The sequence below is a fragment of the Sporomusa sphaeroides DSM 2875 genome, assembly GCF_001941975.2.
GTDB classification, from domain to species: domain Bacteria; phylum Bacillota; class Negativicutes; order Sporomusales; family Sporomusaceae; genus Sporomusa; species Sporomusa sphaeroides.
On the sequence record NZ_CP146991.1, the window covers coordinates 1230873 to 1243043 of the forward strand.

General features: G+C 47.2%; 12 protein-coding genes. 6 read left to right on the plus strand and 6 right to left on the minus strand.

The features are described 5' to 3' along the window. Positions 1 to 17: 17 nt before the first annotated feature. On the plus strand, positions 18 to 746 hold the full coding sequence (locus tag SPSPH_RS05360) for an MIP/aquaporin family protein (RefSeq protein WP_075753939.1): 729 nt from the start codon (positions 18 to 20) through the stop codon (positions 744 to 746). Between the two features lie 164 nt (positions 747 to 910). Here SPSPH_RS05360 and SPSPH_RS05365 read toward each other — a convergent pair whose 3' ends face one another. From SPSPH_RS05365 to SPSPH_RS05385, 5 genes are read right to left on the minus strand one after another with little or no spacing between them, the layout of a single operon-like run. After that, positions 911 to 2116 (minus strand): iron-sulfur cluster carrier protein MrpORP, encoded by a 1206-nt coding sequence (locus SPSPH_RS05365; protein WP_075753941.1) that lies wholly within the window; start codon positions 2114 to 2116, stop codon positions 911 to 913. A gap of 47 nt (positions 2117 to 2163) precedes the next feature. Then, a complete protein-coding gene (locus SPSPH_RS05370) occupies positions 2164 to 2517 on the minus strand; it encodes a NifB/NifX family molybdenum-iron cluster-binding protein (protein ID WP_075753943.1) in 354 nt (117 codons plus the stop codon). A gap of 50 nt (positions 2518 to 2567) precedes the next feature. Then, positions 2568 to 3485: an ATP-binding protein gene (locus SPSPH_RS05375; RefSeq protein ID WP_075753945.1), complete on the minus strand. Its 918-nt coding sequence runs from the start codon at positions 3483 to 3485 to the stop codon at positions 2568 to 2570. Beyond that, complete coding sequence (locus SPSPH_RS05380; RefSeq protein ID WP_075753947.1) at positions 3482 to 4333, minus strand: P-loop NTPase; 852 nt, start codon at positions 4331 to 4333, stop codon at positions 3482 to 3484. Before SPSPH_RS05380 ends, SPSPH_RS05375 begins: the two co-directional genes overlap by 4 nt. Before the next feature lie 54 nt (positions 4334 to 4387). Next, positions 4388 to 4819, minus strand: coding sequence for a DUF134 domain-containing protein (locus tag SPSPH_RS05385; protein ID WP_075753949.1), 432 nt, complete (start codon positions 4817 to 4819; stop codon positions 4388 to 4390). A gap of 577 nt (positions 4820 to 5396) precedes the next feature. Here SPSPH_RS05385 and SPSPH_RS05390 point away from each other — a divergent pair. Continuing rightward, positions 5397 to 8009, plus strand: coding sequence for an EAL domain-containing protein (locus tag SPSPH_RS05390; RefSeq protein WP_075753951.1), 2613 nt, complete (start codon positions 5397 to 5399; stop codon positions 8007 to 8009). A 20-nt stretch (positions 8010 to 8029) separates the two neighbouring features. Beyond that, on the plus strand, positions 8030 to 8722 hold the full coding sequence (locus tag SPSPH_RS05395) for an HAD family hydrolase (RefSeq protein WP_075753953.1): 693 nt from the start codon (positions 8030 to 8032) through the stop codon (positions 8720 to 8722). 176 nt (positions 8723 to 8898) lie between these two features. Here SPSPH_RS05395 and SPSPH_RS05400 read toward each other — a convergent pair whose 3' ends face one another. Continuing rightward, on the minus strand, positions 8899 to 9099 hold the full coding sequence (locus SPSPH_RS05400) for a hypothetical protein (protein ID WP_075753955.1): 201 nt from the start codon (positions 9097 to 9099) through the stop codon (positions 8899 to 8901). A gap of 236 nt (positions 9100 to 9335) precedes the next feature. Here SPSPH_RS05400 and SPSPH_RS05405 point away from each other — a divergent pair, with 236 nt between their 5' ends. From SPSPH_RS05405 to SPSPH_RS05415, 3 genes are all read left to right on the plus strand, one after another. After that, a complete protein-coding gene (locus SPSPH_RS05405) occupies positions 9336 to 9935 on the plus strand; it encodes a flavodoxin family protein (RefSeq protein WP_075753957.1) in 600 nt (199 codons plus the stop codon). A gap of 51 nt (positions 9936 to 9986) precedes the next feature. Further along, positions 9987 to 10826 carry a Cof-type HAD-IIB family hydrolase gene (locus tag SPSPH_RS05410; RefSeq protein ID WP_075753959.1) on the plus strand — a complete coding sequence of 280 codons (840 nt, stop codon included), beginning with the start codon at positions 9987 to 9989 and terminating at the stop codon, positions 10824 to 10826. A 393-nt stretch (positions 10827 to 11219) separates the two neighbouring features. Then, entirely contained in the window at positions 11220 to 12167 is a 948-nt protein-coding gene (locus SPSPH_RS05415) for a YadA-like family protein (RefSeq protein ID WP_075753961.1), read from the plus strand. The last annotated feature ends 4 nt before the right edge of the window (positions 12168 to 12171 follow it).

The following is a 12171-nucleotide window of genomic DNA, read 5'->3' on the forward strand; positions in this document are numbered from 1 at the left end:
AACAAAGGAGGTATATTATGTCGACTCCATATTTCGGTGAATTTATGGGTGTAGCTGTTTTGTGTTTTCTTGGCAATGGGGTTGTGGCCAGCTCGCTGCTAAAACTGTCAAAGGCAGAAGGCTCAGGCTGGTTTAATATCATTACCGGCTGGATGGTTGCTGTTGGCATGGGGGTGTATGTTGCCATTGCCTGCGGTGCACCCCAGGCCGATATTAACCCGGCAGTAACCTTTGCCAAATTGCTTAATGGGGTATACGCCGCTCCGGAAGCGCTTATTATTATGGTGGCCCAGGTTGCCGGCGGCATTCTTGGCGGTTGTCTTACTTATTTGTTTTTCCGGGGTCACTGGGAGCTTACTGAAGATCCGGGGATTAAGCTTGCCGTCTTCAGCACCGGTCCGGCAATCCGCAATTATGGTCAAAATCTGCTGTGTGAAATTATGGCGACATTTATGCTGGTCTTTGTAATTTTTGCGATGTTCTCCAAGCCCGTAGGCGGGATGGCTCCGGGCTTTGGCCCGTTCATGGTCGCTGTTTTGGTGTGGGGCCTGGGGTCCAGCTTAGGGGGTACTACCGGTTATGCTATGAATCCGGCCCGTGATTTGGGACCAAGAATTGCCCATGCTCTTTGCCCGATTCCCGGCAAAGGCGCTTCTGACTGGGCGTATTCCTGGGTGCCGGTAGTCGGACCGTTTATTGGCGGTGGTATAGCGTTTGCCGTCGCCAAAAGTGCCGGCATTCTCTAAACAAGTAACCTGCCATTGGCTCCAGGCTGGCTGCTTTGGCAGGAATTTCATACATAAAGAAAATACAGATTGCACCGGGCCCTTGGCAGGCGGTGCAAGCCGATAAAAAAGACAATGCTAAATTGATTTAGCATTGTCTTTTTTTGCGCTGTCTCTGTGATTACTTAATGACTGTCACAGCTATGCCCATGTTCGTGGTCACAGGTATTGTCGGTGCTGACAAGTTCGCCCCGAAGGTAAAGCGCAACCAGGTTTGCCGGTGTGTCCACAGGCGCGCCGCAGGCGACTGTTACGCCACGCTGCTGCAAAATAGCTTGTGCTGCTTCCCCCATACCGCCAACAATGATATCGGTACAACCTTGAGCGGCTACCCAGTTGGGAATAACGCCAGGCGCATGAGGCGGCGGGGTGAGGGCTTCCTGTTTGACGATTTCTCCATCCGCCACGGTGAGGATAGCGAATTGTTCACAGTGACCAAAATGGGTACAGAGTTTTCCCTGGACTACCGGAATTGCAATTTTCATGTTGCTTTTACCGCCTTTCAGCTTAGTTTGATGAGACAGATTATGCAGCAATTGGCTAACAATTTCCTGCATTTGCGTTTTGGTATGACTGGTCAGAGTATCAAGACTTTGGCCGGCATCGCCGGCGGTGACTACGCCGGGATCAATTGGGAGCTGTCCCAAAAAGGGAAGGTGGTATTTCGCCGCCGTTTTTTCGCCGCCGCCGCTTTTAAAAATAGCATGGGTATTGCCGCAGGAGGGGCAAACAAAACCGCTCATATTCTCAATAATGCCCAATACCGGCATTTTGACGGTCTGGCAAAATTGGATGGATTTGCGCACATCTGCCAGGGCAATTTCTTGCGGAGTTGTTACGACAACAGCCTGGCAGCCGGTTATTGTCTGAGCTACGGTCAACGGCTCGTCGCCGGTTCCGGGAGGGCTGTCAATAATCAAAAAGTCGAGCGGCCCCCAGTTTACCTCTGCTAAAAATTGGCGAATAATCCCGATTTTCATTGGACCGCGCCAGATAAGCGGATCATCAGGCTGCTTCAATAAGCCCTGAATGGATACTACCTTTACATTATCTGTATAATAATATGGCTGAATTTGGGTGCCAATGGTGTTGAGCGGTAAGCCGGTAAGTCCTAACAGCCCGGCGACACTGGGGCCATGTACGTCGACATCAAGCAGACCTACGGTATAGCCCTGATTGCCCAGAAATACTGCTAAGCTGGTGGCAACCGTACTTTTACCGACACCGCCTTTACCGCTCATGACTAAAATTTTGTGATCAACATTCTCTAAAAAACGAGTAATCTGCTGATCTTGTGCTTTTGCGTGCTGATCATTAGTATTACAGGCCATGCTAAGCTTCATCTCCCTTTGTTAATCTGATCGTATAAAACTGTTAATTAGGATTTGGGTGCAGTGATCGGTGTCAAGTTTCCCGCAAGGAAAGCTTCCAGGGCGGCTTTGACGGTATTGTTCTCAGTACCTAATGAATACATGGAAATATTCGCTGCACTAACAATTTTGAAGGCTTTAGGACCGACATGGCCGGTAATCAGCACACCGGCTCCGGTTTTTGCCAGTAATTGTCCTGCCTGAATGCCGGCGCCATGGGCGGCTTCCAGGTTTTGCGTGTTCGCGACAGTTTCCCAGGTGTCTTTTTCCTGGTCATAAATTACAAAATAATCAGCCCGGCCAAAGCGGGTATCGACGCTTGCCTGGCAGTCTTCGCCGTGGGCGGTAATCGCAATTTTCATGGTATGTACCCTCGCTTTCTTACTGATTAGGTTATGTGTCTGCCGTTTGCTTAACGAAAGATGTTGAGTTTTTGCAATAGCAAGTCCAAGGTGCTGGTCTGACTTGGGAGCCTTAAGTGGCTTGCAATGTTTTGCCATAATATGGTCAGTTCTTTTTTGACATCACTGTGTGGCATCTCTAATACTGTTTGTCCGGACTGGGCAGCGGTGCGGAAGGTGTCGCTGTAGGGGATTTGACCAAATACAGGAAGTCCTTTGCTGAGGCACCAGGTTATCATTTGGTTTGTATTTTCCTGGTGAAGGGTACTTTTATTGATGCATATGGCCAAAGGCAGCCGGAAATGGTCAGCTAAATCTGCCAAGCGGCCTAAGTCATGCATGCCGGATACCGATGGTTCTACAACCGCCAGTGCTAAGGTTGCTCCAGATAGGGCGGCGATAGCCGGACAACCGATGCCCGGGGGTCCGTCGGTGATAATAAGCGGCAGATGCTCTGTTGCTGCCATTTTTTTAGCCTCCTGCCGGACCTTGCTTACTAATTTCCCGGAATTTTCCACAGACAGGCCGAGTTCGGCATGAATTAAACTGCCAAAGCGCGTATGGGAGATAAACCAGTGTCCTGCTTGTTTTTCCTTCATGGCGATAGCGTGTTCCGGACAATTAAAGGCACATACGCCGCAGCCTTCGCAGTTTAGCGGTGCGGTAATAATCCCGCTGTTAATGGCGCCAAACCGGCAGAGGCTGGTGCATTTGCCGCAGTGGCTGCAGGCAGCTTCGTCAATGTGCGGCTCAAACCCGGCAGTAAATGTATGCGTTTCCCGGATGGTGGCGCCGCTGACCAGATGAAAGTTAGCGGCATCGACATCACAGTCTGCCAGCACTTTTTGTGGTGCCAGACAGGCGAGCGCTGCACTGATGCTGGTTTTGCCTGTGCCGCCTTTGCCACTGACGATGACTAATTCCTTCATGTTCCCGCGCTCCTTTCAGCTTTAAGCTGCTGCCAGATGGAAGCGGCGATGCTTTGAAATTCGCCTGGTATGCAGCCGGCGGCATATTGCCGGGCGAAGGCAAGGCTGTGGGGGATTTTAGCCAGGATGGGAACCTGGCGGCTCGCACAAAAGGTTTCAATACTTTCATCGCCGGCAGCGCCGTCACTTTTATTAAGTACAACACCTGTCGGCAGCCGGAGCAGGCGGGTGATATTCAGGGCCAGCTCCAGGTCATGTCTGCCAAAAGGAGTCGGTTCGGTAACCAAGATGCAAAAATCGCTGTCTTTGACGGCAGTAACCATGGAACAGGAAGTACCTGGCGGACAATCTATCAGAATATCGCCTGCAAGCTGCAAACCTGTTTGCTTCATTTGCTTGATCAGTGGTACGGCGCTGGGCGTGCCCACCTTTAACGTGCCTTTTAGCAGGTAAATACCAGGATGAGCGGCAGCTGTTCCAGCCGTAAGCGTGCCGATGGTCTTTTGTTCTTCGCTGATGGCAGCCTGCTGACAGGCGAGCAGGCAACCGCCGCAGCTATGACACAATTCATCGAACAATATGGCGGAATTACCGGAAATGGCTATAGCACTGAACAGGCAAACGGCTGAACAGGCCCCGCACCCAGTGCAGCGGTCACTGTCAATATGCGGTACCATGACGGTAATGTCCTGTCCGGCTGCCTGCCACTGTGGCTGGAGAAACAAGTGGCAGTTTGGTTCTTCGACATCACAATCAAGCAGTGTGACTTGAGAATGGGCAGCAGCAAGCAATAAAGCTAAGGTTGTTTTGCCTGTGCCGCCTTTGCCGCTGGCAATACTGATTAGCACATTTCAACCTCCTTTGCATAGTATGAAATATATTTCATAATTTAAACAAAAAAATTATTCTTCGTTGTGACTGACAGTTGAGGCTTGGCACGCTGGACATAAAAGGTCGTAGCAACGCTGACCGTTGCCGTGGGGCAATGTCCATTTGTGGCCGCAGGTATGGCAGACAAAATGCCGTAACATAGTGCGGCGGTGGGCGATGCGAAAAGTGCCGCCATCAACTCGCAGAGCATGGCCTCCCCATAAGGCTGCAGCAATTTTTTGATGGGCGCTGTTGACAATACGGTGAAAAGTGGGGCGGGAAACATCCATACTTGTTGCCGCTGTTCCCTGATCAAGCTGTTCGATATCAGCCAACCGAATAGCCTCCATTTCTTCAATGGTTAGGGTAACTTCCTCCAGATCGCGTAAAGGGACCCCTGCAGGCTTATAATGGGTCACCGGTGGTAATTGTTCAACACGGCGTTCTTTGTGTGGGCGAGCCATAGTAATCCTTTCAAATTATGAGATATATTTCAAAATCAATATATAATAATTTATCCAGTATGTCAAGGAATATTCTTCTGCTGTCTTGTTACGATAAATGTCAAAATATTTCGCGAATGCTACTTGCCAAACCACTAACCTTATGTTATTATCTAAGTAAGCACCATCCTTATAGCGCCGTAGATTCAAGACCAATGCAGTGGTAGGAAACATTCTGTTTTCCGTTTGTTGCAAGTAGGTTAGTCGAATTGGCAGGATAGTGTTTTTTGTGTATCTGTAAGAGCGTTACCGACTGAGTTTTCCATCTGGTGAAAGAGTAGGCGTAAGTTCCCTTTTTCGACAAGCGTGTTGTGTGAGTGGTTAATGGATGTGTGAGTAACCGTGTACAGTCAATGCTATATGGATGGGTGCTCTGGTTAGAGGGGAAGGTGTAAACCTTCCCCTCGGTGTTTTTCTAAAAAAAAAATTACCATACAAGGGTATTTGTTGTTAAATAGCGAAAAAAGTAAAAAGGAAAATAACGGTGGTGTGCTTCACTGCTGTTAAGGCGACGGCTTTACGAAAAGAGGTATTAAGGGTGCAGGCATTGACGCTTTGGCTGGACAAAACCTTAAGCAGAATTTTACTTGCCTTACTGGTATCCATTGTGGGTTTCGTGCTTACTGCCGGATTTTTAACAGATAAATTTGAGGAAAACGGGTATAATTACCGGCGGCAAGAACTCAGACGTATTACCGAGGTTGCCCGGAACTCAATAGAGCCTGTTATCCAGCAGTACCGGTCAGGAGTATTGACCCGGCAGCAGGCACTAGACATGGTGCGGGGCAATATCCGCACTATGACCTATAACGATATATTTGGTCCAAACTATGTGTTTATGAGTACATATGAAGGGATTATGCTGGTGCAGCCTTTTGAGCAGAAGCTGGAAGGCAGTGATCAAAGCCGGCTTACTGATGCTTATGGTTTGCCGATTATTACTATGCTTATTGACAAAGCGCGCCTGGGTGAGGGGTATGTCACTTATTATTATCATCCGCCCGGACGCAGCCAGCCTCAGCAAAAAATATCCTATGTGGTAGGGATTCCTGAATTGGAAGCATATATTGGCACAGGTATGTACGTTGAGGATATTCAACTTACCTATGATCGCTTTCGTCAGCAATTTCAGAGTATATGTTTGCTGTTTTTTTTGTTGATAATGAGTATCCAATACACCTTGCTGCAGCCGGTTTTCAGCAGTTACCGGCTGTTACTCCAGGCTTTTGACCAGCTAAGGAATGACCCGGAGGAGCCACTGACGCTGCCTTCCTCCCTTTACCGTAAGGGTTCTGAGGCCGGGCGGCTAATTGCCGGTTTTAATAGCATGGTTGGCGAGCTACAGGAAAAAAATGCGGCCATGCAGCAGGCTCATGAGGAGTTAACCCAAAGTTATGAAGAAATAACAGCAAGCAATGAAGAATTGCTTGCTTTGTATACGCAAGTAACAGAAGCTGATGAATTGCGCCAGATAAGTGAAGAACGGTACCGCCTGGCTATGGAAGGCATTAATGATGCGGTTTATGACTGGGATTTGCGTAAAAATAAAATGGTATGGGCGGGGCGCTGGAGCGATATATTGGGTGTGTCTGACGGTGAGGTTCTGGATGGTAAAGATGGCTGGGTAGAAATGATACATCCCGAGGATAAGGCCGTACGGGAGCAGGCGCTGGCCGATCATTTAGCCGGGAAAACCCCCATGTATTCTGCTGAATTTCGTATTATGACCCAGCCGGGAGAATATATTTGGATATTATCACGGGGAAAAGCAATATTCGATTCTGCCGGCAATGCCATTCGCATGGTAGGGTCTTTTAGCAATATTAGCGATAAGAAACGGAAGGAGGAAGAAATCTGGTGGTTGGCATACCGGGATTCTCTGACCGGCCTTGCCAACAGGCAGTTGTTTATGGAACGCTTGCGGGCTGAATTGCTGCTGGCGCAGCAGGGGGAAGCCTGTGGGGCCATGTTGTATCTTGACCTGGATAATTTCAAGCTTGTTAATGATACCTGCGGTCACTCGCAGGGCGACCAGCTGCTTGTTGAGATTGCCAACAAACTGGTTGAACTGGTGGTGGGTGACGGCCATCTGGTAGCCCGTTTGGGTGGTGACGAGTTTGTCGTTTTGCTGACCGATATAACTCAGGAATTTGCAATTGCTCACATGGCCACAAATATTCTGCGTAGTTTGGCTGGTGAGGTTAATTTATGCGGGCATCATTTTACTTTATCGGTGAGTATCGGTATTGCGCGTTATCCGCTTGATGGTACAGAAGCAGGCGAGCTGCTTAAAAACGCCGATACCGCGCTGTATGTTGCTAAAAATGCGGGCAAGAATGTCTATCGTTTTTTTGAAGAGGCTATGCAGGAAGATATTATTGAGAAACTTAGCATGGAGCGTAGTCTGCGTGAAGCCATGGGCAAAGACGAATTGCAGTTGCATTTTCAGCCGATTGTAAGTTTGTCAACAGGGGAAATTGGCGGATATGAAGCGTTGCTGCGGTGGCATAATCTCCAGCGAGGCATGGTATCACCCGGACGGTTTATTCCCTTGATGGAAGAGTCCGGCCTCATTGTTCCAATCGGTGCCTGGGTTATGAGAACAGCCTGTGCTTTTGCCCGAAAACTCATGGACCGAGGTTGCCTGGACAGCTATGTTGCTGTTAATGTTTCTGTCAAACAACTGATCAATGGAGATTTTGTATCCATGGTTAAAGCGGCTTTGGCAGAGGCCGGTGTGCCGCCAACGGCACTGGAGCTTGAGATTACCGAAACCATTCTTATGGATTCCGAGTTTTTTGATGACAATGTGGCCAAACTCAGGGAGTTAAAAGCGACAGGAGTCCGTATTGCTCTGGACGACTTTGGCACAGGTTATTCTTCGCTTACTTATCTAAAACAGTTACCTATTGATATTGTCAAGATTGACAAATCGTTTGTGGACGATTTGGCGGCAGGTGGAAAAAATAAATTGATTATGGGGTCGATCATTGCGCTGGCTCATAACCTGGGGCTTACCGTAGTGGCCGAAGGAGTGGAGACAGAGGCGCAGCGCGACTTACTGCGGGAGTTCCAGTGCGATTTTATTCAGGGGTATATTATTAGCCGGCCTGCGCCGGCTGCCGAGATGCTGGAATTTAACACAGTATAATCTGGAAGGAGGGGGAACTGATGCAAATACTTTTTTGGGATATTGACGGAACCTTAATCAGAACAGCCAAAGCCGGACTGTATGCATTTTGTCTGGCTACAGAGGAACTGTGGGGCAAACCTGTGGATATTGCCGCCATTAAAGCCGCAGGTATGACCGATAACTACATTGCCAGGCAGATTATCCGGTCTGTGTCCGGGCGTGAAGCCAATTCTGAGGAAATTGCACGGTTGTGCTGCAGGTATGAAGCGCTGCTTCAAGAACAGCTGGAAAATAGAAAGGGCTTGATTTTGCCGGAAGTCAAAGCTATTTTATCCCGGCTTCAGGGGCAGACTGAATATAAAATGCTGCTGTTGACAGGCAACAGCCGGCAAGGGGCTGAGATTAAATTAAAGCATTTTGGCCTGGATCACTATTTCGACTTTCACCGCAGTGCGTTTGCCGGACAATGTGAGCTGCGGGTGGACATTGCGCGCAGCGGGCTGGAAATGGTGCGTTCAACCTGGGGAGACTCCAGGCAGCATACCATCTATGTCATTGGTGATACGCCCCATGATGTCGAATGCGGTAAAGCTATTGGCGCGTATACTATTGCCATTGCTACCGGCGGGTATTCGGCAGCAGAGCTGGCAAACTGCACTCCGTGGTGGGTTGTAGAGACACTGCCGCCGGCAGAGGCCTTCCTGGAAAAAATAACAGCCGCAAGACCATAAGTTTGCGGCTGTTTTACACATCGGCAACATCTATAAGAAATAATTATAAACCCGCTTAAAACTAATCATTTTTAAGCGGGTTTTGGTGTTTATTGCAGCGGAAAATGGTAAAATGTAAAAAAGGAGGGCGCCGATAATAAAAAACGAGAGTATTGCTACTCTCGTTCCAGATAGTTCTATTTACTATATGTTTGCAAATAGGATAAACCAAGTTGTTCGTACTTTTCCAAGTGGTTAATAACGGCAACTCTTTGGGTAATGCTAAGATCATTGACACATTCAATGCCAACAGCCTCTTTGATGATTCTTTTAATCTCAAAACTGCAATACCCGAAAAAGGACAACCGGTTTATTAGTTGTTCAATGCGTTGATTCATATTTTCCTCCAAATCCAAGGCTAAATTGGTAATTAACGTTTACTAACGTTACAGCCGCGATTACCTGATATTACCAAAATGTACATTAGATTACAGAGAACCAGGAATTAGTTAATTCTAATACTTGCTTCTTGACTTGAATGCAATGGTAAATAACTCATAAAGCATAACATGAAATAAGTTATTAGTCAACAATTTTTATTTGTTAATGAATGCGATATGAAGGGGGATTTATAATGGCGCAAATTTTGGCATTGTTAGGAAGCCCAAAAACTGATGGAACCAATAGTGTGCTAATTGATGAATTAGTGGGGGGAGCTGCTTCGTGCGGTGACGTTGAAGTTCAGAAACTGGTGTTGAATAAGCTCAAAATTATACCTTGCCAGGCCTGTGATGCTTGCATGCATACAGGACGCTGTCATTTAAAGGATGATATGGAGATTATTTATGAAAGCATAATTAAGATGGATGCGTTTATTTTGGGAGCTCCGATTTATTTTAGCGGTATAAGTGCCCAGGCAAAACTTATGATTGATCGCTGTCAGCCTTTCTGGTCGGAAAAATATGTGAGAAAAAACGATGTTTTTTCCGGCCGGCTGCGTCCGGGAATCTTCGTTGCAACTGGTGGACAGGCAGCTTACGAAGGGCAGTTTATCGGTTCTTTGTATGTAATGAAGTTGTTGTTCAAGATGATTGGCGTTAAGGGTATTGCTAATCTTACACTGGACAATCTAGATAGCAAACCGTTGGCACAACGGCCTGACGATTTGGCACAGGCCTTTGAACTTGGGAGGAAGCTAATGGAAGATTGTAAGGGGGGCGGGGGCATACTGTAAACACAAACAAAGCCGGATATTATAATCAGTAAGGAAGGGTATCGCCGGAATATGGCCTACAAATTAATTTGCATTGATGTTGACGGGACGCTTTTAAATAGTAAGCATGAAATTACCCCAAAGGTGAAAGAAGCAATAGAGAAGGCCCATGCGCTGGGACTGCATACGGTGATAAGCACCGGACGCATGTATACCGACGCCCAATATTACGCTGACCTCATTGGCGTAAAATCCCCGGTGATAGCATCAAACGGAGCCTTTATCAAAGAAAAGGATAATGATCAAGTAATTTACAAAGATATTCTGGGTGAAAGCTTATGCCTGGAACTATTGGAGATATTTCGGAAACATCGCACAACACCTTACTTTTGTACTCCGCATAAATTTTATTATGGAACGATTCTGTTTAAATTCTTTTATATTGTCACTAAATTATTCGGCAGGAGGAACAACAACCTGGATATGGAATATGTTTTTTCCTGGAAACAGTGGCAAACGGTATTGCAACAGGAAAAAGAGGATATTGTAAAATGTGAGATTATCTATAGAGATGCAGCCTTGGTTGAACAGTTGCGGCAGGAACTGGCAAATATTGAACAGGTGGAAGTTGTTGATTCTTCTCAATATAATATCGAAATTACCCGCAAAGGGGTTTCAAAAGGAAAAGCGGTAGCCATGCTGGCAGCATTGTATAATCTGCAGCGGGAAGAAATAATTGCTATAGGCGACAGCGCCAATGATATTTCCATGATAGAATATGCCGGTTTGGGCATCGCTATGGGCAATGCTTTGGCTAGTGTAAAACAATGCGCTGATTATATCACAGACTCTAATGATGAAGATGGAGTAGCTAACGCGATAAACAGGTTTGTTTTAGGGGCACAGTTTTGAAATACAATATTTAAACTGTGCTTACGCAAACGTCGGTTGTGCAGTGGTGGCAATAGAGCTAACTAAGTAACATAATTTCGGGATAGATTTTCATTAAAAGATATACAGTTTTCTGGCAAAAAAACAGCCGGGCGAAGACTTTGTTCAAGTCTCCGCCCGGCTGTTTTTTTTTATTATGTTTATGAATATTTGGTAATTTAAATAAATATATTTTGGTAGACATCCAATAAATGGTAACAATTCATACTGGAGACCGGTCGATGTGCTGGGTTGAAGCGGGCAGCTATTTTGCCAGTCAATTTAGCCGATCGTAGTCCGGGGAGACTTGGAGGTGGGATTACATTAGTTGGGAATAAGCCAAGGAATTGCTAAGAGTATGAGGGAGGTAAAATAATGAAATTAGGCAATGTGGGCAAGGGGTTTATCGGTCTTTTATGTATCTGTGTAGTTTTAATGAGCGCCGCTCCGGTGTGGGCGGGTAACGCGGACATTGGTAATAGCCCTGCTGTTGCCGATGAAACCGCTAGCTCGGATGATACGAAAGCCACTGCTGCAGATAGTAACGTTACGGAAATTGGTACTTATGCAAATGCTGAAGGTGAAAATGCAACAGCGGTTGGCACTAATGCCAATGCTGTAGGCAAAAACGTTACGGCGATTGGCACTTATGCCAATGCTACCGGTGAAAACACTACGGCGATTGGTGCCCATGCGACTGCTACCGGCAACAACGCTACAGCCATTGGTGACTATGCAAAAGCTACGGCTGAGAATAGTGTGGCCTTAGGCGCCGGCTCAGAAACGGGTAATCGGACAAATACCGTATCTGTTGGCGCGCCGGGAGCAGAGCGCCAAATTACCAATGTTGCCGACGGGGTGGCACCGACAGATGCTGTCAACGTCCGTCAGTTGAATCGTCTCTCGCTGAGACTGGACCGCGTAGGTGCATTGGCAGCCGCCATGTCCGGTTTGGCTCCCCTGGCCTATAAGGCTGATGAACCGACGCAAGGCTCGATTGCTACCGGTATGTATTCGGGTGAAACCGCGGTAGCCGGTGGTTTATATCATTATACGCATGAAGATGTTTTACTAAATGCTGCTTTCGCAATCTGTGGCAGTGAAAAAATGGGGCGTATGGGTGTATCTTTCCGTTTTCCCAAGGGTAAAGATAAAAACGTAACAGAAGCTCCCGTTACTCCGACAGCACCTGTTGCTCCGGTGGATCCGGCTACTCCAACGGAAATTCAGGAACTGGAACCTGTAGCGGTGATTTCTGAAGCAACTTTACCCGCTCATCAGACTACTGACGCGGCTGCTGCCGACACTGAAGTGAAAGGTTAGAAAT

Bases quoted from the DNA above. Each gene is read 5' to 3' on its own strand.
- SPSPH_RS05360 (WP_075753939.1), top strand. From the start codon at position 18: ATGTCGACTCCATATTTCGGTGAATTTATGGGTGTAGCTGTTTTGTGT.
- SPSPH_RS05365 (WP_075753941.1), bottom strand. From the start codon at position 2,116: ATGGCCTGTAATACTAATGATCAGCACGCAAAAGCACAAGATCAGCAG.
- SPSPH_RS05370 (WP_075753943.1), bottom strand. From the start codon at position 2,517: ATGAAAATTGCGATTACCGCCCACGGCGAAGACTGCCAGGCAAGCGTC.
- SPSPH_RS05375 (WP_075753945.1), bottom strand. From the start codon at position 3,485: ATGAAGGAATTAGTCATCGTCAGTGGCAAAGGCGGCACAGGCAAAACC.
- SPSPH_RS05385 (WP_075753949.1), bottom strand. From the start codon at position 4,819: ATGGCTCGCCCACACAAAGAACGCCGTGTTGAACAATTACCACCGGTG.
- SPSPH_RS05395 (WP_075753953.1), top strand. From the start codon at position 8,030: ATGCAAATACTTTTTTGGGATATTGACGGAACCTTAATCAGAACAGCC.
- SPSPH_RS05400 (WP_075753955.1), bottom strand. From the start codon at position 9,099: ATGAATCAACGCATTGAACAACTAATAAACCGGTTGTCCTTTTTCGGG.
- SPSPH_RS05405 (WP_075753957.1), top strand. From the start codon at position 9,336: ATGGCGCAAATTTTGGCATTGTTAGGAAGCCCAAAAACTGATGGAACC.
- SPSPH_RS05410 (WP_075753959.1), top strand. From the start codon at position 9,987: ATGGCCTACAAATTAATTTGCATTGATGTTGACGGGACGCTTTTAAAT.
- SPSPH_RS05415 (WP_075753961.1), top strand. From the start codon at position 11,220: ATGAAATTAGGCAATGTGGGCAAGGGGTTTATCGGTCTTTTATGTATC.